Genomic DNA, 18,390 nt, shown 5'->3' with positions numbered 1-18,390 from the left:
CGAGATGACCAACGCCAACGTCGGCCGTGGCGCCAAACCCTCGGCGCGGCTGGACCCGCAGATCTTCTTCTGGCAGCCGGAGAACGGCGCGCGGCACGCCATCCCGGGGGCGCACGCCGACTACGAGCTGGGGGAGCAGGGGCAGTCGCTGTGCGGGCAGCCCGTCCGCATCCGCCCGGCCCCCGAGTCGGAGTGGATCGCCTTCCCCACCTGCGACAAGTGCTGGCAGGCGGCGAAGTCGCTGCTCGGCGAGCTGAAGAGCGTCCGCCCCCGACTCTGGTAGCGGACACTCCTCAGCCGCCCGCGCCCCGGACCCTCGGGGCGCTTTCTGTGCCTTACGCACCGAATGAGTCGTTCGGTGCGTTGAAGTACCTCAATGACTCATTCAGGACATATCCGCCCGGCCGACGACGCGCCAACGTTGGGCAGCACCGGGCGACCGCGCAGCGGTTCACACCGCCCGCCGTCCTCGACCCACGCACCCAATGCCGCGCTTGGTGCGTTGAAGTACCTCAATGACTCATTCAGTGCGCAAGACCGCGGAACAGCCCTAGCCCACGTGCGTGGCGTCGCGGACAGTGCCGACGTACTCCTCGACCAGGTCTTCCATCGCGACGATGCCCAGCACCTCACCGGTGGAGGACACCGCGGTCGCCAGGTGGCTCTGGGCGCGGCGCAGGGCGGCCAGAGCCTCGTCCAGTCCGGCGTCGGCCGGGATGGCGGGCAGGCCGCGGACGCGGTTGGCCGGGACCGGGGTCTCCGGGGTCGCGCCCGCCTGGTCCAGGACGTCCTTCACGTGCAGGTAGCCGCGCATCGACCCGTCGGAGGCGCGCACCGGGAAGCGTGAGTACCCGGTGCTCGTCACCGCCTGCTCGACGTCGCCGACGGTGGGGTTCTCCGGCAGCGTGGTCAGCCGCTCCGTCGGGACCAGGACGTCGGCCACCGTGCGCTCGGTCGAGGACAGCGTCTGCGCCAGTCTGCGGTGCTCGGAGGCGTCGAGCAGGCCCTCCCGGCGGGACTCCGCGATCAGGGCGGAGAGCTCGTCGGAGGTGTAGGCGGTGTCCAGCTCGTCCTTGGGCTCCACCCGCATCAGCCGCAGCGTCCCGTTGGCCACTACGTTGAACAGCTGGATCAGCGGGTTCACCAGCCGGACGAACGCCACGTGCGCCGGGACCAGCAGGATCGCCGAGCGCTCCGGCCCCGCGATCGCGATGTTCTTCGGCACCATCTCGCCGAGCACGATGTGCAGCACCACCACGATCGCCATCGCCAGCACGAACGCGAGCGGGTCCAGCACCGCGCTCGGCACGCCGAGCGGTCCCAGCAGCGACTCCAGCTGGTCGGCGACGGCGGGCTTGCCGAGGTTGCCGAGCACCAGCGAGCAGATCGTGATGCCCAGCTGCGCGCCCGCCAGCATCAGCGAGACCTGCTCGGATGCCTTGATCACCGTGCGGGCGCCCGCCACGCCCTGCTGCGCCAGTGCCTCCAGCCGGTCCCGCCGCGCGCTGATCAGGGAGAACTCCGCTGCCACGAAGAAAGCGTTGGCCAGCAGCAACAACAGCGAGATGAGGACGGCGAGCGAGTTGCTCATCGGACCGCCTCCTGCCGCGAGGTGTCCACAGTGGACTCCTGGTCGGGGACGCGGGAGACCCGCAGCTCGGCGATCCGGTGCCGGTCCATCCGCAGCACGGTCAGCCGCCAGCCGTCGTAGCGCACCTCGTCGTTGACCGTGGGGATGCGGCCGAGCCGGTAGAGCACGAACCCGGCGATCGTCTCGTAGTACTCGTCATCGGGGACGCGCAGCCCGGTCGCCTCCTCCACCTCGTCCAGCCGGAGCAGGCCGGAGACCACCCAGCTGAGCTTGCCGAGGGGGCGCACCGGGGCGATCTCGTTGCGGTCGTGCTCGTCGCGGACGTCGCCGACGATCTCCTCGACCAGGTCCTCCAGCGTCACCAGGCCCGCCGTGCCGCCGTACTCGTCGACGACGACGGCGGTCTGCAGACCGGAGCCGCGCAGCCGGTCCAGCAGCGCGTCGCCCTCCAGCGTCTCCGGCACGGTGGGCACCGGGCGGCAGAGCGCGACGACCCTGGTGGTCGCGCGTTCCTCGCGGGGAACGCCGAACGCCTGCTTGACGTGCACAACGCCCTGGATCTCGTCCAGATCGCCGGTGTGCACCGGGAAACGGGAGAAACCGGTCCGCCGCGCCACCTCGACCAGGTCGAGCACGGTCGCGTCCGCCCGCAGCGCCTCCACCCGCACGCGCGGGGTCATCAGCTCCTCGGCGTTGCGCTCGCCGAAGCGCAGTGAGCGGTCCAGCAGCGTCGCCGTGCCCGGGTCGATGGTGCCGCCCGCCGCGCTGGAGCGGACCAGCGAGCCCAGCTCGTGCGGGGAGCGCGCCGACCGCAGCTCCTCGGCGGGCTCGACGCCGAAGCGCCGGACGATCCAGTTCGCCGAGCCGTTGAGCGCGGTGATCAGCCAGCGGAACGCCGAGGAGAACCCGGCCTGCAGACCGGCGACCATCCTCGCGGTGGCCAGCGGACGGGCGATGGCCAGGTTCTTCGGCACCAGCTCGCCGAAGACCATCGACAGCGAGGTGGCCAGCAGCAGCGCGATCGCCAGCGAGATCCCGGCGGCCGTGGACTCGCCGAGACCGAGGCCGACCAGGCCGGGGGTGATCAGCGCGGCCAGCGCGGGCTCGGCGAGGTAGCCGGTGACCAGGGTGGTGATCGTGATCCCCAGCTGCGCGCCGGAGAGCTGGAAGGACAGCGTCCGATGGGCCTTCTGCACGGTGTGCGCCCTGCGGTCCTTCACCTGGTGGACGTGGCTGTCCACCTGGCTGCGCTCCAGCGCGGTGAGGGAGAACTCGGCCGCGACGAAGACCGCGGTACCGAGGGTGAGCAGGACCACCACGGCCAAGCCGAGGACGCTGAGCACGGGGCCGGTCATGAGGCGCCCCGCAGGGTGGGGGCCTGGAACAGATGACAGCCGGGGCTTTCCCCCGGCTCGCTACTACAGGGCTCGCCGCACGATTCGGAAGAACCGCTAGCGGGTTCGAGCATCCGCTTGGCTTGCGGATCGGGCACGGGGGTAGTCACTCCCTTGGTTGGACGGTTACCGACCAGTGTAAGTGCTCGTCAGGCCGCTGTCCCGGCTCAGTGACGAAGGGCGGTGCTGTCGCGCAGCACGACCTTCGCGCCGACCTCGACCGTGCGCGGCTCCAGCGGCGCGTCGCCCTCCAGCGCCAGCCGGGCGGCGCGCTCGCCGATCTCCTCCAGCGGCAGGCGCACGGTGGTCAGCGCGGGCACGAGGTCGCTCAGCGTGGGGATGTCCCCGAATCCCGCGACGGCCACGTCGTCGGGGGAGCGCAGGCCGCGCTCCCGCGTCGCGGCCATCGCGCCGACCGCCATCACGTCGTTCACCGCGAACACGCACCGCGCCCCGGTGCCGCGGTCCAACAGCTCGTGCATGGCCGTGTGGCCGCCGTCGCGGGTGAAGGCGCCGTGCACGATGTTGCGCTCGGCCAGCTCGACGCCGTGCGCGGCGAGTCCGGCGCGGAAGCCGTCGAGCCGGTCCCGCGCGGCGAGCAGCCGTTCTGGCCCGGCGAGGACGGCGAACTCCCGGTGGCCCTGCTCCGCGAGCCTCGCGGCGAGGTCGTGCGCGCCCTGCGCGTTCGCGGGGACCACGGTGTCGGCGGGCAGGTGCGCCTGGGACACGCACGCGACGCGCCCGCCCTGCTTCTGGAACGCCTCGACCTCGTCGGCGAGCTTGCGGGTCGCGGCGTCGTCGGTGGTCCTGGTGCCGACCAGCACGACGGCGCGGGCCCGGTGCGCGCGCAGCGTGGACAGCAGGGCCAGCTCGCGGTCCGGCTCGCGGGAGGTGGTGCCCAGGACCACGATCAGCCCGGCCTCCTCGGCGACCCTGGTGACCCCGGCGGCGATGGAGGAGAAGTAGGGGTCGGCGATGTCGTGCACGACCAGCCCGACCAGCGAGCTGGAGTTGCGGGCCAGCGCCTGGGCCGAGGCGTTGGGCAGATAGCCCAGCTCGCGCGCGGTGGCCAGCACCCGGTCCCGCAGCTCCGCGCTGACCTGGCGCGTGCTGCCGTTGAGCACCCTGGACGCGGTGGCCAAGGACACCTTCGCGTGCTTGGCCACCTCGGCCAGCGTCACTTGATGATGTACCACCCGCCACCTCCGTACCGGTCGACCGCGCAGCGTAACGGTCCGGGCGTCGGGTCGGTGCGAAGGCGGCCGCGCGTCCCCGCCGGAAAACCGTCGCGAGGTTGTCTCACATCACACAGATTTGAGTCCTTCCGACCCTCGACGGATTCCGGGCCGGAGTCGCTATGGTCCAGACAACGGCACCGGGGCCGTTGGCGCGGGCGTCTGCGTGCCCTCGGGGCGACACTGCCAGAGGGAGGACGTCGATCGTGACGGCCACGGAATCCACGAAGCCAGCACAGCAGCGGGGCTTCTTCGGCCACCCGTGGGGGCTGGCCACCCTGTTCTTCACCGAGATGTGGGAACGCTTCTCCTACTACGGGATGCGCGTCCTGCTGGTGCTCTTCCTGCCTGCCGCCGTCGTCGACGGCGGTCTCGGCATGGACAAGGGCCTGGCGTCCTCGCTCGTCAGCGCCTACGGGGCGGCGATCTACATGTCCGCGCTGGCAGGCGGTTGGATCGCCGACCGGCTGCTGGGCGGTCAGCGGTCGGTGTTCTACGGCGGCGTGCTGATCATGGCGGGGCACATCAGCATGGCCGTGCCCGCGGGCAGCGCGACGATCTTCCTCGGCCTCGCGCTGATCATCCTCGGCACCAGCCTGCTGAAGCCGAACATCTCCACGCTGGTCGGCGGCCTCTACGCCGAGCACGACGCGCGCCGCGACGCCGGTTTCACCGTCTTCTACATGGGCGTGAACCTGGGCAGCTTCGTCGGCATCACCGTCTCCGGCTGGCTCGGCGAGAAGGTGGACTTCCACCTCGGCTTCGGCGCCGCCGCCGTCGGCATGGCGCTCGGCCTGGTCCAGTACGTCCTCGGCAGGCGCAACCTGGGCGCGGCGACCGCGGCCCCGGTGAACCCGCTGACCGCCGCCGAGCGGGGCAAGGTCCTCGGCCGCATCGGCGCCGGGCTGGCCGCGGTGGCCCTGGTGGTCGTCGTGCTCAGCGCGCTGGGCTGGATGAGCGTCCAGCTGGTCATCGACGGCATCAGCGTGCTGTCGATCCTGCTGCCCGTGGCGTACTTCGCCGTGCTGCTGCGCAGCCCGCTGGTCGACGACGACGAGCGGTCCCGGGTCAAGGGCTACATCCCGCTGTTCCTCGCGTCGGTCATGTTCTTCATGATCTTCGAGCAGGCGGCCAACGTGCTGAACCTGTACGCGGTGGACAAGGTGGACCGGACGATCTTCGGCCTCGAGTTCCCCGCGACCTGGTTCCAGTCGGTCAACCCGGTCTTCATCCTGCTGTTCGCGCCGGTCGTCGCGACGATCTGGATGAGGATGGGCGAGCGCCAGCCGACCACCCCGCGCAAGTTCGCGATCGCCCTGGTGCTGATCGGCTCCTCCTTCGGCCTGCTCGTGCTCGCCGATCTGACCAAGATCGGCGGTCTGGTCAGCCCGCTGTGGCTGCTGGCGGTCTACGCGGTGCAGACCCTCGGTGAGCTGCTGCTGTCGCCGATCGGCCTGTCCGTGACGACGAAGGCCGCTCCGAAGGCGTTCGTCTCGCAGATGATGGCGCTGTGGTTCCTGTCCATCGCGGCCGGCAACGGCATCGCGGCGCAGCTCGTCCCGTTGTACGGCAACATCCCGGAGGGGTTGTACTTCGGCATGTTCGCCGGTGCGGCGGTCCTGCTCGCGGTGCTGCTGTGGATGAGCGCTCCGAAGATCCGCGAGCTGATGCGCGGCGCGGAGTAGCGCTCCCGGAACGGAACCGGCCGCCGTCCACAGTGGACGGCGGCCGTTCCGCGTGGGCGGCGGCTGAGCTGAGTCAGGTCAGCTGACGGAGCAGCGCGGCCGCGGCCGTCATGCGGTATACGGTTTCGAGGCGATCCATGATCTCGGCACCACTGCGAGGGCACCCCCGGCGACCGGATCGATCGGCGATCGCAGTGACCGCGACGAGCGCCTGGGCCGGATTCAACGCGACGGTGTCGGCAGCGAATCGTTGCGGCGAGAGAACGTCGATTCCCGCGGGAAGCAGGTGCTGAGGGAAATCCTTGACGTTGTGGGTGACCACGGCGCCAGCCCCGCCCACCATGGCCGCCGCGATGACGTGTTCGTCATCAGGGTCGGAAGCCCGTATGTGCCCGCGAGCCCTTCCCAGCCGTGGATCTCCGCGTCGTCGAAGGCCTGCCTCATCGTTGTGATGAGTCATCTCGCGCGCTCTGCGGCCATGGTGCGGTCTTCGCCTCTGGCGATGAGCTTGAGCTCCTCCTCGTACTCCAACTCCGCGAGGATCGCCGCGCTCCACACCGGTCGATACATCCCTTCGACAGCCAGGGACAGGAGGAAGTCGCGCTGCAGGCTCGGCCAGAGAACGCAGGTGTCGAGGAGGGCGGTGAACACGTGATCTGCTTTCCGGACGATTCAGGGATCATCGCGTGCCGCTGTTCCGCCGCTTCGCGATCTCGTGACGGGCATTCTTCAGTCGCCTCAGAGCGAGGTCGACGTCCTCGTCGTCCTCCACCGCCGTGGCTTCCAGGGCGGCGTACTGCCGTGCGCGACGTTCTTCACGGTAGGCAAGGAGATCGCGGAGCAGGATCCTTCGGTGGCTATTCACCCGTTCGAACGGGATCTGCTCGTCGTCGAGGAGGCGGATCACCGTGGGCCTGCTGACACCAAGCAACTCCGCGGCTTGCTGTGTTGTCAGCGTCGCCGTCACCGGGGCCACCGTGACCGCGAGGCCGTCTTGGAGGGCGGTGACCACCTGGCGCAGCACGCGGTAGAGCTCGACGGGGAGCTCGACCCGGTCGGCGGGGCTGCTGCCGCTGAGGAAGCAGGGAACGCGAGGACGGCCATGTCCGGCGTCTTCGTGTGCTTGCAGGAAGTCGTAGACGCGCGCGAACTGCTCCCCTTCGTCGACTTCCGGCAGGTAGGTCTCCTGTCGCAGTGTCTCACCCATGTGCGCCTCCTAGTCGAACAAAACGTAGCAGCTTTCGTTTCGTTCGACTAGCGCTACAGCACGGTCGTGCGGCGCTGGACCAGGGAGACCGGGACGCTCTCCAGGGTGGGCAGCAGGCGCGCGTGGTTGCGCTTGACCTGGCCGTCCAGGCGCAATGCCGGGAAACGGCGGAACAGCTCGCGCAGCGCGATCTCGCCTTCCATCCTGGCCAGTCCCGCGCCGACGCAGAAGTGCACGCCGCCCGCGAAGGCCAGGTGCTCCCGGGCGTTGCGCCGCATGATGTCGAAGCGGTCGGGGTTGCGGAAGACCTTGGGGTCGCGGTTGGCGGCGGCCAGCAGAACCGCGACGTGGTCGCCGGGCTTGAGCGTCGTTCCCGCGATCTCGACCGGCTCCAGTGCGGCGCGCACCGTGAAGTGCACCGGCGGGCTGTGCCGCAGCGTCTCCTCGACGACGTTGGCGGCGAGGCTGAAGTCGGCCAGCAGCCGCTCGCGCGCGTCGCGGTTGACCAGCAGTGCGAGCGCGCCGTTGCCGATCAGGTTGAGCGTGGTGCCGAATCCCGCCAGCAGCAGCAGGCCCGCGGTCGCGAGCAGGTCGCGGTCCGAGACCGGTGCTCCGTCCACTTCGGAGTGGACCAGCTGGCTCAGCAGGTCCTCGCCGGGGGAGCGCCTGCGGTAGGCGATCAGCTCGCTGAAGAAGGTGTGCAGCTCGGCGATCACCCCGTCCAGCCGCTTCTGCTCGGACAGCGAGTGCACGCCGTCCAGGGCCGGGCCGACCTGGCGGGCCCACGCGCTGAACCGCTCGTGGTCGGGCGCGGGCACGCCGAGCATGTCGCTGATCACCTGGATCGGCACGCGGTCGGCGAAGTGCGGTACGAGGTCGAACTGCGACCGCCTGGACAGCTCGTCGAGGTAGCCGGAGACGGTGCGTTCGATCTGCTCGTAGCGGGCGCGCACCGCGCGCGGGGTGAACCACGGCGCGACGAGCTTGCGCAGCCGCGTGTGCTCCGGCGGGTCCATGCTCAGGAAGGAGTCTTCGATCGGGTGCACGGGCTCGGGCGGGCGAGGCGGCAGCGGGATGAGCATGCCGTCGCTCGCCGAGACCTGGCTGACGCCGAAGCGCGGGTCGCGCAGGATCTGCGTCGCCCAGCGGTACGAGGGCGTGATGTAGAGCTGGAGCTTGCTGCGCACCAGGTCGCCGTCGCGGCGGATGTGCTCGTAGAGCGGGTAGGGGCTGTGCGAACCCCGGCGCAGCAGTTTGGCGCCGTGATCGCCCCGCGATGAGTAGATGCTCAGAGCCGCGCGTTCCACCAGGAATGACACCGTCCGCCGTACATCCTCGTTGATGCCCATGGCGAGTCCCTCCCGGGTCGGGCCGCGTCCCGCGAAGAAGTATCGTCCCGGCCCGGCCGACGCGGGAGTGCCGTCGGACCCGGAGCGGGACGCGAGCACATGTTACTCGATGGTAGCCGTCGTGCGACCGAGCTTGACCGACTTTTTTCCGAACTGAAGAATCTTGGTCAACAAGAGGATGGGGGCCGGTATGACTCCGGAAGACGGCTCGGCGCTCGTGCGGCGGATCTCCGACGAGGACCGGGAGAACGCGGCGGTCGTGCTGAACCGCGCGGTCGCCGACGGCAGGCTCACGTGGACCGAGCACGCCGAGCGGCTCGAGCAGGTGTACGCGGCGCGCACCGCGGGCGAGCTGAGCCCGGTGCTCGCCGACCTGCACCAGCCCGCGCCCGTCGACCGCACCCCGAAGCGGCTCAGCGCCGTGTTCAGCAAAGTGATCCGCGCACCCGAGGGCACGAGCCCGTTGCGCGTCCGCGCGGTGTTCGGCGCGGCGATCATCGATCTGCGCTCCGCGCGCCCAGGGGAGGAGATCGACCTCAACGCGTCCTCGGCGTTCGGCAAGGTCGTGCTGACCGTTCCAGTGGACGCGGTGGTGATCGACGAGGGCGGCGCGGTGTTCGGCAAGCGCCACGTCTCAGCGCCCGCGAGCGGGAGTTCCGGTGCTGTCATCAGGCTTTCCGGGCGCAGCGTCTTCGGCAAGCTGGTCGTGCACCGGGGCTAGGCTCAGCCTTGGTTGCGGTGGCGCCGCACGGTTTCCTCGACGACGTCGAGCACGGGCCCGAGGTCGTCGGCGGGCAGGCCCATCGCCAGGTGTGAGACGAGCCCTTCGAGCACCAGTTCCAGGAACGCGGTCAGCACCGTGACGTCGACGTCGTCGCGGAGGTTGCCCGCATCGCGCTGCCGCTGCAGTCGGGCCTTGGTGGCCTCGGTGAGCTGTTGCGAGCGCTCTGCCCAGCGGGCGCGGAAGTCCGGATCGGTGCGCAGCCTGCGGGTGACCTCCAGGCGTGTCGCCAGCGAGTGCACGGGGTGCTCGCCGCCGATGTCCTGCGGCGTGGACAGCAGGTCGCGCATCACCTGCACCAGGCCCTGTTCGGCGACGACCTCGGCCATCCGCAGCGCGTCCTCCTCGGCCAGCGCGAGGAACAGCGACTCCTTGTCGCGGAAGTGGTGGAAGATCGCTCCGCGGGACAGGCCGGTGGCCTCCTCGAGCCTGCGCACGGTCGCGCCCTCGTAGCCGTGGCGGGCGAAGCAGCTCCGCGCGCCGTCCAGGATCTGGCGGCGGCGGGCGTCGAGGTGGTCCTGGCTGACCCTGGGCACCCGCAGATGGTGTCAGCCGCTGTGCGCCTTGTGCAATCCGTACGTACGTTTTGGGCCAGACCTCACGCGACGGGGCGAACGGTACCGCCGCCCGCCCCGGATGGCCGAATCCGTTCGGAGGATTTGCGGGAAGCGCTTACCGCGCGGTCTTGTGCGTCGCGCGGGCGCGGTGGTGAGATCTGGCAAGTTTCCATACTTATTCGCCGGACCGCCGCCACCCCTGCAAGCCCTCATCATCTGGAGGCACCGTGGCTGTCCAGTCCAGCTGGTCCATGGCCTTGGCCGTGGCGCTAGCCGCGACGATCATCCCGATCCCCGCGCACGCCGCGCCGACCGACTACGAGGCCGAGGACGCGCAGATCTCCCAGGGCGCGGTCGAGTCCAATCACGGCGGGTTCTCCGGAAGGGGATTCGTCAACTACACCAACGTCACCGGCAGCTACGTCGAGTGGACGGTCCCCGCGGCGCAGGCGGGGACGTATTCGCTGACCCTGCGCTACGCCAACGGAACCACGGTCAACCGGCCGGTCGACATCAGTGTGAACGGCGCGATCTCCGCGAACGCCGTTGCCTTCCCCGGGACCGGCGCGTGGACGACCTGGCAGACGAAGACCGTCACCGCCACGCTCACCGCCGGGCAGAACAAGATCCGCGCGACGGCAACGACGGCGGAAGGCGGGCCCAACACGGACAAGCTGACCGTGGACGCGGCTGACACCGAAAAGCCGACTGCGCCGACGAATCTGCGTTCCAACGGTGCGGCGACACCGAGCACGGTAGCGCTCGCGTGGGACGCGTCGCGCGACAACGTGGGCGTTGTCGGCTACGACGTCTACCAGCACGGTCAGCACATGAAGTCGGTGACCGGACTGTCGACGACGGTTGACGGCCTCGCGCCGAACACCGAGTACCAGTGGACTGTCTTCGCCAAGGACGCCGCGGGCAATGTCTCCCCGGCGAGCAACGAAGTGGTCATCAAGACGCCGCCGGCGCAGCAGGACACCGAGGCGCCCTCTGCTCCGACGAACCTCGCGCGCGGCACAGTCGGGCCGAACAGCGTTGGGCTGCAATGGAGTCCTTCGCGGGACAACGTCGGCGTGACCGGCTACGAGATCCTGCGTGACGGTCAGGTCGCGGCCACTGCCACGGGGACCGCGGGCGAGGTCGGTGGCCTCAGCCCGAGCACGGCTTACAGGTTCACGGTCCGCGCGCGGGACGCGGTGGGCAACCGCTCCGCGAACAGCAACGAGATCACCGTGACGACCGCTCCGCCCGGCGGCGGGGGAGGTGTCGAGCCCGGCCGCGTGACCACGATCGCGTCCAATGTGGACGTTCCATGGGGTGTGGCGTTCCTGCCCGACGGTGCCGCGTTGGTCAGCGAGCGCAACAACTTCAACGTCTTCAAGCTCACGCAGAGCGGGCAGCGCACGCCGGCGGGCAAGGTGCCCAACGCCGTCACCACGGGCGGCGAGGGCGGCCTGCTCGGGCTTGAGGTGTCGCCGAACTTCGGCTCGGACAAGTGGGTCTACATCTACCACTCGTCCAACCAGGGCAACCGCGTCGCGCGGATGAAGTACGAGAACAACGCGCTCGTCCAGTCCAGCTACCAGGTCCTGCTCGGCAACATCCCGCAGAGCCGCTTCCACAACGGCGGGCGGCTGCGCTTCGGTCCGGACGGCATGCTCTACGTGGCCACCGGTGACGCGCAGGCGCACCAGAACGCGCAGAACCTCGGTTCGACCGCGGGCAAGATCCTGCGGATCACGCCGGACGGCAGGGTGCCCGCGGACAACCCGTTCGCCGGGAACCCGGTGTGGAGCTACGGCCACCGCAACGTCCAGGGCCTCGGTTTCGACTCGCGCGGTCGCCTGTGGGCGACGGAGTTCGGCAACAGCCAGATGGACGAGCTGAACCTGATCGTCAAGGGCGGCAACTACGGCTGGTCGGACTGCGAGGGCACCGCGACCGGGCTCGGCGGCGGTGGCTGCGCCAAGCCGGGATTCATCCGTCCCGCGCGGACCTTCGCGCCGACCGGGTCGAACTCGCCGAGCGGGCTGACCATCGTCGACGACCACATCTTCATCGCGCAGACCACCGGGCAGCGCGTGTACCGCATGAAGATCAACGGTGACGGCGTGGAAACGCCCAAGGCGTACTTCCAGGGCTCCTACGGCCGCCTGCGCACCGTGGAGAAGTCACCGACGGGCGGGCTCTGGTTGACAACCACCACCGACAAGGACGGAACCGCCGACAACGACCGGATCTTCCACGTCGAACTGACCGGCGGGAGCACGCAGCCCGGTGAGTTCAAGCTGACCAGCCCGGCGTTCGCGGACAACGCGATGATCCCGGCGAAGTACACCTGTGCCGGGGACGGCAAGGCGGGACAGGACACCTCGCCGCCGCTGAGCTGGGCGCCCGGCGTGACCGGGGCGAAGAGCTACGCCATCGTCTTCGCCGATCGCGTCGACAACGGCAACAAGCGGCACTGGGCGATCTGGGACATCCCGGCGACCACCACGGCGCTCGCGGAGAAGCTCGGCAAGGGCTTCGCGGTGCCCGGAGGCGGTGGTGCGAAACAGAAAGCCATGGGGTCGGGTGAGGTGAGCACCCAGTACTTCGGCCCGTGCCCGGGTGGGCGGACCAACCCGTACACGTTCACCCTGTACGCGATGAGGACCGCGACCGTGCCGGGCGTGACCCAGGCGAGCGGCCTCGACACGATCCAGAACGCCATCAGCGCCAACAGTTCCGCGAGCGTGGTGCTCAACGGCAAGTCCAACGCGTCCACCCAGTAGAGCTACGAACCCCATGCGCCATTCGTTGCGTCAGAGGTAACGAATGGCGCATTGGGTCCACAACCGGATCGGTGCAGAGCGAGGGGCGGGAGTGCGGGTGTATCGGGGCTGAACGGGTGATGATCCCCTGGTGAAGCCCGGTTTTCGAGTCGTCGCCCGTGCGGCGGCGCCACGCTCGAAGGGGTGCGGCTGTCAGAGGGCGTGTGTAGCTTCGGGATGACCCCAGTCGAGGAGTGATCATCTTGACCACGCGCACCGCGCCGCCGAGCGCCCAGGTCGTCAGCACCCGGGCGCACGCCGAGGCCTACATCGCCTCGATCTGTTTCAAGACAGGGCCTCCGAGCCTGGTGGGCGTCGAGCTGGAGTGGACCGTCCACCACGCCGACGACCCGCGAAGACCGCTGGAAACCGACCACCTCGTCGCCGCCCTCGGCGCCCACGCGCCCGCCGAACTCAGCGGCCCGCACCTGCCCCTCCCCAACGGTTCGCTGCTCACCGTGGAGCCCGGCGGACAGGTCGAGATCTCGACCGCGCCGCAGCCCGAACTGAGCACCCTGATCTCCGTCGCCTCTGCCGACATCGCCTACGTGGCCGAACTCCTGCGCCGTTGCGGGCTCGTGCTCGGCACCAGGGGGACCGACCCGTTCCGCCCGCAGAAGCGCTTGCTGGACACGCCCCGCTACCGGGCGATGGAGCGCGCTTTCGAACTCATCGGCCCGCACGGCCGGACCATGATGTGCAGCACCGCCGGCCTGCAGGTGTGCCTCGACGCGGGGGAGCCGCACCGGGTGCCCGTGCGCTGGGCCGCGGTGCACGCGCTCGGTCCGGTGCTGACGGCGGCCTTCGCCAACTCCCCCGAACTGGGCGGCGCGCGCACCGGCTGGGCCTCCACCAGGATGCGCGAGGTCGCCGGGACCGATCCCGGTCGCACCTCGCCCGCGCCGGTCGGGGCCGATCCGGCGAGGCTGTGGGCGCGGCACGCCCTGGACACGCCGCTGGTGTGCCTGCGCCGGCCGGGGGAGGACTGGTCGCCACCGCCCGGCGTCACGCTCGGCGACTGGGTGGACGGGGCGATCGTCCCGCCGCCGACCACGGACGACATCGACTACCACATCAGCACGATGTTCCCGCCGGTCCGGCCGCGCGGCTACATCGAGGTGCGCTACCTGGACGCGCAACCGACCGGCGAGTGGGTGGTGCCGCTGGTGCTGCTCACCGCGCTGTTCCACCGGGAGTCCACTGTGGACGCGGTGCTGGACGTGACGGTGGACGCGGCCGACCGCTGGGAGGCGGCGGCGCGGTACGGACTGGCCGACCCGGTGCTGGCCCTGGTCGCCGCGCGGGTCTTCGAGCTGGGCAGGCGCGCCATCCCGGCGCTGGGACTGCCCGCCGACCTGACCGCGCTGGTGGACGAGATGCTGGACGGCACACTGGACTCGCGGGTGGGTGATCGGGCATGACGACGACCGAGCAGGAGTCCTTGCGCGCCAAGGCCGCCGCCGAGCTGGAGCGGGCCCGGCTGCGCAGTGCCGCGCTGACCGACGTGCTCGACGACGACGAGCTGGTGCGCCAGCACTCGCCGTTGATGTCGCCGCTGATCTGGGACCTCGCGCACATCGGCAACCAGGAAGAGCTGTGGCTGGTGCGCGATGTCGGCGGGCTGCCCGCGGTGCGCAGCGACATCGACGAGCTGTACGACGCCTTCAAGCACTCGCGCGCGTCGCGGCCCGCGCTGCCGCTGCTCAAGCCCGGCGAGGCGCGCCAGTACGTCGACCAGGTGCGGCGCAAGACGATGGACGTCGTGGACCGAGTGCCGTTGGCGGGCCGCAGGCTGGTCGAGAACGCCTTCGCCTTCGGCATGCTCGTGCAGCACGAGCAGCAGCACGACGAGACCATGCTGATCACCCACCAGACCCGCAAGGGCCCTGCGGTGCTGCACGCGCCCGACCCGCCCGAGCCGGACAGAACCGTTCTGCCGCACGAGGTCCTGGTGCCCGGCGGACCGTTCACCATGGGCACGTCCACCGAACCGTGGGCGCTGGACAACGAACGCCCGGCGCACCAGGTGCACGTCGACGCGTTCTTCATCGACACCACGCCGGTCAGCTGCGGGCAGTACCAGGAGTTCATGGCCGACGGCGGCTACGAGCGGCCGGAGCTGTGGACCGAGGCGGGCTGGGAACACCGCAACAAGGCCAACCTGCGCGCGCCGTTGTACTGGCGGCGGGACGGGGACCGGTGGCTGCGCGACTGCTTCGGCGTGGTCGGGCCGGTGCGCGACGCGGAGCCCGTCGTGCACGTCAGCTTCCACGAGGCGCAGGCGTACGCGCGGTGGGCGGGCAAGCGGCTGCCCACCGAGGCGGAGTGGGAGAAGGCGGCGCGGTACGACCCCGCGAGCGGGCGCTCGCGCAGATTCCCCTGGGGTGATGAGAATCCCGGTTCGCAGCACGCCAACCTCGGCCAGCGGCACCTGCGGCCCGCGGAGGTCGGGAGCTACCCTGCGGGTGCGTCGCCGCTGGGCGTGCGGCAGCTGATCGGTGACGTCTGGGAGTGGGTGGACACCGACTTCCACGGCTACCCGGGCTTCGCCGCCTTCCCGTACCGCGAGTACTCCGAGGTCTTCTTCGGCCCGGACTACAAGATGCTGCGCGGCGGCTGCTTCGGCACCGACCCCGCGGCCTGCCGGGGCACGTTCCGCAACTGGGACTACCCGATCCGCAGGCAGATCTTCTCCGGGTTCCGGTGCGCGCGAACGCCAGGGGGTGGGGAGCTGGGGTAGCCCCGTGTGCCGACACCTCGGCTACCTCGGCAGGGAGATCCTGCTGGGCGAGCTGCTGTTGCTGCCGCCGCGGTCGCTGATGCGCCAGTCCTGGGCGCCGGAGGACATGCGCGGCGGCGGCACCGTCAACGCGGACGGCTTCGGCGTCGGGTGGTACACGCCCACCCGGCCCGAGCCGACCCGCTACCGAACAGTCCGTCCACTGTGGAGCGACACCGTGTTCGCCTCGCTGGCCGGGACGACGAGCAGCGGCGCGGTGCTGGCCGCGGTGCGCTCGGCGACGGTGGGCATGCCCGTGGTGGAGACCGCGAACGCGCCCTTCACCGACGGCGAGTGGTTGTTCAGCCACAACGGCCGCGTCGACGGGTGGCCGGTGTCACTGGCCGGGCTCGCCGCGCGGCTGCCGACCGTGGACCTGATGACCCTGGACGCGCCGACCGACTCGGCGGTGCTCTGGGCACTGGTCCGGGACCGGTTGCGCGCCGGGGTGCCGCCGGGCGACGCACTGGCCGAGGTGGTCGCCGAGGTCGACGCGGCCGCTCCGCGCTCACGGCTGAACCTGATGCTCACCAACGGGCGACAGCTCGCCGCGACCACCTGGGACCACGCGCTGTCGGTGCGCCACACCGGCGACGGCGTGCTGGTCTCCTCCGAACCCATCGACGACAGCCCCGACTGGACGGCGTTGTCGGACAAACAACTCGTTCTCGCCACAGAGTCCACTGTGGACACCGAGAGCCTTTAGGAGCTTTGCCATGCCACAGCTCGTGCTGGACCTGCACCACACCGAGGCCGACGCCGCGCGCTCCCTGCGCGCCGATGTGCTCGCCGGTCTCACCGCAACGCCGAAGTGGTTGCCGCCCAAGTGGTTCTACGACGCGCGGGGCAGCGCCCTGTTCGAGGACATCACCCGCCTTCCCGAGTACTACCCGACCCGCGCCGAACGCGAGGTGCTCGACCGGGAGGCCGACGAGATCGCCCGGGTGACCGGGGCCGAGACGCTGGTGGAGCTGGGCTCCGGCTCCTCGGAGAAGACCAGGCTGCTGCTGGACGCGCTGCACCGGCAGGGGCTGCTGAAGCGCTTCGTGCCGCTGGACGTCTCGACCAGCGCGCTGGCCATGGCCGCGTCCTCGATCGCGTCGGAGTACACCGACGTCGAGGTGCACGGGGTGGTCGGCGACTTCACCGCCCACCTCGACGCGATCCCGGCCGTGCCCAACCGCATGATCGCCTTCCTCGGCGGCACGATCGGCAACCTGGAGCGGCAGGAGCGCGCGGTGTTCCTGCGCTCCGTGCACGACGCCCTTGGGCCGGGGGAGTGGTTGCTGCTGGGGGCCGACCTGGTGAAGGACCCCGGCGTGCTGGTCCCCGCCTACGACGACGCCGCGGGCGTGACTGCGGAGTTCAACCGCAACGTGCTGCACGTGCTCAACCGTGAGCTGGGCGCGGACTTCGACGTCGAGGCGTTCGACCACGTCGCGCGGTGGAACACCGAGGCCGAGCGGATCGAGATGTGGCTGCGGGCGCGGCGGGCCATGGCGGTGACGGTCACCGAGCTGGGGCTGCACCTGTCCTTCGACGAAGGGGAGGAGCTGCGCACCGAGACCTCGGCGAAGTTCCGCAGGCAGGGGCTGGCCGACGAGCTGCACGCGGCCGGGCTGGCGCTGCGCCGGTTCTGGACCGACTCGGCGGGCCGCTTCGCCGTGGCACTCGCGCAGGTGACGGCGACTACTGGCGGGTAACCTACGGAACGTGAATCCGATTACCGCGGTGGCGCGTCGGCTCGGCCGGCAGAAGTGGTTCTCCGACCTCGGCCGGGCCTTCGTGCCCGTCGACCTCGCCGTGCAGCGCCGGACCAAGGGCAAGATCAGCCTGCTGGCGCTGCTCGGCCTGCCGTCGATGCTGCTGACCACCACGGGGCGCAAGAGCGGGCAACCGCGCTCGGTGCCGCTGCTCTACGTGCCGCACCCGCGCGGCTTCATCGTCACCGCCTCGAACTGGGGCGGGCCGAAGCACCCGGCGTGGTCGGCGAACCTGATCGCCGACCCGGACGCCGAGGCGGTCGTCCGGGCGAAGACCATCGCGGTGCGAGCGGAGCTGGCCGAGGGGGAGCTGCGCGAGGAGCTGTGGCAGCGGATCACCGAGCACTGGCCCGCCTACGACACCTACGCCGAGCGGGCCGGTTCGCGGCGGATCAGGGTGTTCCTCTTGACCGTTCGGCGCTGATCCGCTCGGTTAGGCTCCTGGCGCACGCGAACCGCGATGGTGGGGGTCTGATGTCGGAAGGCGAGGTCGCCGGGTGCTGGTCGCTGGCCGGGGACGAGGAGCTGAGCACCGGTGAGCGGGTGTACCTCGCGCTGCGCCAGCGCATCGTCTCGGGTCAGCTCACCGACGGGTGCCGCCTCGTCGAGACCCGGCTGGCCGCCCGGTTCAACGTCAGCCGCACCCCCGTCCGGGAGGCGGTCAAGCGCCTGACCGCCGACGGCCTGATCGCCCCCGACGCGCTGAAGGGCCTGGTCGTGGTCGCGGTCGGACCCGAGGAGGCCGACGAGATCTTCCAGGTGCGGGCGGCGCTGGACGGCCTCGCCGCCTCCCTCGCCGCGGAGCGGATCACCGGTGACAGCCTCGCCCGGTTGCACCGCGCCAACGACCGGGTGCGGGACGGGCTCGCCGCGGGCGACCTGGCCGGGATGGTGGAGGCGAACCTGGACTTCCACGCGGAGATCTACGCGGTCGCCGGCAACCGCACCCTGAGCCGCATCGCCGACAAGCTCAACGCGTTCGTGGTGCGGACCAGCAGCCGCGCCTTCGGTTCGACCGAATTCGTCCACGAGGTGCTCGCCGAGCACGAGGAGATCGCCGCAGCACTGGCTCGCCGCGACGGCGAGGAGGCCGCGCGGCTGTCCCGGGAGCACATGAACACCGCTCGCCGGAACGCGCGTTCGGACGGCTAGTCAAGCCTTTCGGGATCGAAGATTCTTTGCTTCCGCCGGGTGTATGCAGCTGTATACAGTCGCCGCCTCGACGCGAAGGAG

At 70.5% G+C, this 18,390-nt stretch carries 18 protein-coding genes; 10 read left to right on the top strand and 8 right to left on the bottom strand.

The genetic code is table 11. The features are described 5' to 3' along the window. Positions 1–4: 4 nt before the first annotated feature. Entirely contained in the window at positions 5–283 is a 279-nt protein-coding gene (locus BLT28_RS14630) for a zinc finger protein (protein ID WP_030429546.1), read from the top strand. A gap of 267 nt (positions 284–550) precedes the next feature. Here BLT28_RS14630 and BLT28_RS14625 read toward each other — a convergent pair whose 3' ends face one another. From BLT28_RS14625 to BLT28_RS14615, 3 genes are all read right to left on the bottom strand, one after another. Further along, positions 551–1,591: a hemolysin family protein gene (locus BLT28_RS14625; protein ID WP_030429547.1), complete on the bottom strand. Its 1,041-nt coding sequence runs from the start codon at positions 1,589–1,591 to the stop codon at positions 551–553. Then, positions 1,588–2,946 (bottom strand): hemolysin family protein, encoded by a 1,359-nt coding sequence (locus BLT28_RS14620; RefSeq protein WP_030429548.1) that lies wholly within the window; start codon positions 2,944–2,946, stop codon positions 1,588–1,590. Before BLT28_RS14620 ends, BLT28_RS14625 begins: the two co-directional genes overlap by 4 nt. A gap of 206 nt (positions 2,947–3,152) precedes the next feature. After that, positions 3,153–4,181, bottom strand: a complete 1,029-nt coding sequence (locus tag BLT28_RS14615) for a LacI family DNA-binding transcriptional regulator (RefSeq protein ID WP_030429549.1) — start codon at positions 4,179–4,181, stop codon at positions 3,153–3,155. Between the two features lie 245 nt (positions 4,182–4,426). Here BLT28_RS14615 and BLT28_RS14610 point away from each other — a divergent pair, with 245 nt between their 5' ends. Next, positions 4,427–5,905 carry a peptide MFS transporter gene (locus tag BLT28_RS14610; protein WP_030429550.1) on the top strand — a complete coding sequence of 493 codons (1,479 nt, stop codon included), beginning with the start codon at positions 4,427–4,429 and terminating at the stop codon, positions 5,903–5,905. Between the two features lie 73 nt (positions 5,906–5,978). On the opposite strand, the gene BLT28_RS41940 is transcribed toward BLT28_RS14610, so the two are convergent. From BLT28_RS41940 to BLT28_RS14595, 4 genes are all read right to left on the bottom strand, one after another. Further along, entirely contained in the window at positions 5,979–6,227 is a 249-nt protein-coding gene (locus BLT28_RS41940) for a hypothetical protein (RefSeq protein WP_231950785.1), read from the bottom strand. 134 nt (positions 6,228–6,361) lie between these two features. Continuing rightward, on the bottom strand, positions 6,362–6,556 hold the full coding sequence (locus BLT28_RS41935) for a PIN domain-containing protein (RefSeq protein WP_231950784.1): 195 nt from the start codon (positions 6,554–6,556) through the stop codon (positions 6,362–6,364). A gap of 28 nt (positions 6,557–6,584) precedes the next feature. After that, positions 6,585–7,112 carry a helix-turn-helix domain-containing protein gene (locus BLT28_RS14600; RefSeq protein ID WP_030429551.1) on the bottom strand — a complete coding sequence of 176 codons (528 nt, stop codon included), beginning with the start codon at positions 7,110–7,112 and terminating at the stop codon, positions 6,585–6,587. A gap of 53 nt (positions 7,113–7,165) precedes the next feature. After that, positions 7,166–8,461, bottom strand: a complete 1,296-nt coding sequence (locus BLT28_RS14595; RefSeq protein WP_030429552.1) for a cytochrome P450 — start codon at positions 8,459–8,461, stop codon at positions 7,166–7,168. 190 nt (positions 8,462–8,651) lie between these two features. Here BLT28_RS14595 and BLT28_RS14590 point away from each other — a divergent pair, with 190 nt between their 5' ends. Beyond that, positions 8,652–9,182 carry a DUF1707 SHOCT-like domain-containing protein gene (locus BLT28_RS14590; RefSeq protein ID WP_030429553.1) on the top strand — a complete coding sequence of 177 codons (531 nt, stop codon included), beginning with the start codon at positions 8,652–8,654 and terminating at the stop codon, positions 9,180–9,182. Between the two features lie 2 nt (positions 9,183–9,184). Here the strand turns inward: BLT28_RS14590 and BLT28_RS14585 are convergent, their stop codons facing one another. Continuing rightward, on the bottom strand, positions 9,185–9,778 hold the full coding sequence (locus tag BLT28_RS14585; protein ID WP_030429554.1) for a TetR/AcrR family transcriptional regulator: 594 nt from the start codon (positions 9,776–9,778) through the stop codon (positions 9,185–9,187). Positions 9,779–10,026: 248 nt separating this feature from the next. Here BLT28_RS14585 and BLT28_RS14580 point away from each other — a divergent pair, with 248 nt between their 5' ends. The 7 genes from BLT28_RS14580 (at position 10,027) to BLT28_RS14550 (ending at position 18,309) form a co-directional block, all read left to right on the top strand. Continuing rightward, complete coding sequence (locus tag BLT28_RS14580; RefSeq protein WP_231950783.1) at positions 10,027–12,576, top strand: PQQ-dependent sugar dehydrogenase; 2,550 nt, start codon at positions 10,027–10,029, stop codon at positions 12,574–12,576. A gap of 233 nt (positions 12,577–12,809) precedes the next feature. Next, the gene (gene egtA / locus BLT28_RS14575; RefSeq protein ID WP_030429556.1) at positions 12,810–14,036 is read left to right on the top strand and encodes an ergothioneine biosynthesis glutamate--cysteine ligase EgtA; all 1,227 of its coding nucleotides are present in this window, start codon (positions 12,810–12,812) and stop codon (positions 14,034–14,036) included. Beyond that, positions 14,033–15,355, top strand: a complete 1,323-nt coding sequence (egtB, locus tag BLT28_RS14570) for an ergothioneine biosynthesis protein EgtB (protein ID WP_030429557.1) — start codon at positions 14,033–14,035, stop codon at positions 15,353–15,355. Before egtA ends, egtB begins: the two co-directional genes overlap by 4 nt. A 4-nt stretch (positions 15,356–15,359) precedes the next feature. After that, positions 15,360–16,100 (top strand): ergothioneine biosynthesis protein EgtC, encoded by a 741-nt coding sequence (gene egtC, locus BLT28_RS14565; protein WP_030429558.1) that lies wholly within the window; start codon positions 15,360–15,362, stop codon positions 16,098–16,100. 10 nt (positions 16,101–16,110) lie between these two features. After that, a complete protein-coding gene (gene egtD, locus BLT28_RS14560) occupies positions 16,111–17,097 on the top strand; it encodes an L-histidine N(alpha)-methyltransferase (protein WP_030429559.1) in 987 nt (328 codons plus the stop codon). Positions 17,098–17,107: 10 nt separating this feature from the next. After that, positions 17,108–17,581: a nitroreductase family deazaflavin-dependent oxidoreductase gene (locus BLT28_RS14555; protein ID WP_030429560.1), complete on the top strand. Its 474-nt coding sequence runs from the start codon at positions 17,108–17,110 to the stop codon at positions 17,579–17,581. A 50-nt stretch (positions 17,582–17,631) separates the two neighbouring features. Further along, positions 17,632–18,309: a GntR family transcriptional regulator gene (locus BLT28_RS14550; RefSeq protein WP_052407304.1), complete on the top strand. Its 678-nt coding sequence runs from the start codon at positions 17,632–17,634 to the stop codon at positions 18,307–18,309. Positions 18,310–18,390 lie beyond the last annotated feature (81 nt).

It is taken from the genome of Allokutzneria albata, assembly GCF_900103775.1.
Taxonomy (GTDB): Bacteria; Actinomycetota; Actinomycetes; order Mycobacteriales; family Pseudonocardiaceae; genus Allokutzneria; species Allokutzneria albata.
Note: the sequence above shows the minus strand (reverse complement) of the source record. Positions and strands in the feature narration are given on the sequence as shown.

Bases quoted from the DNA above. Each gene is read 5' to 3' on its own strand.
- BLT28_RS14630 (WP_030429546.1), top strand. From the start codon at position 5: ATGACCAACGCCAACGTCGGCCGTGGCGCCAAACCCTCGGCGCGGCTG.
- BLT28_RS14625 (WP_030429547.1), bottom strand. From the start codon at position 1,591: ATGAGCAACTCGCTCGCCGTCCTCATCTCGCTGTTGTTGCTGCTGGCC.
- BLT28_RS14620 (WP_030429548.1), bottom strand. From the start codon at position 2,946: ATGACCGGCCCCGTGCTCAGCGTCCTCGGCTTGGCCGTGGTGGTCCTG.
- BLT28_RS14600 (WP_030429551.1), bottom strand. From the start codon at position 7,112: ATGGGTGAGACACTGCGACAGGAGACCTACCTGCCGGAAGTCGACGAA.
- BLT28_RS14595 (WP_030429552.1), bottom strand. From the start codon at position 8,461: ATGGGCATCAACGAGGATGTACGGCGGACGGTGTCATTCCTGGTGGAA.
- BLT28_RS14590 (WP_030429553.1), top strand. From the start codon at position 8,652: ATGACTCCGGAAGACGGCTCGGCGCTCGTGCGGCGGATCTCCGACGAG.
- egtB (WP_030429557.1), top strand. From the start codon at position 14,033: ATGACGACGACCGAGCAGGAGTCCTTGCGCGCCAAGGCCGCCGCCGAG.
- egtD (WP_030429559.1), top strand. From the start codon at position 16,111: ATGCCACAGCTCGTGCTGGACCTGCACCACACCGAGGCCGACGCCGCG.
- BLT28_RS14550 (WP_052407304.1), top strand. From the start codon at position 17,632: ATGTCGGAAGGCGAGGTCGCCGGGTGCTGGTCGCTGGCCGGGGACGAG.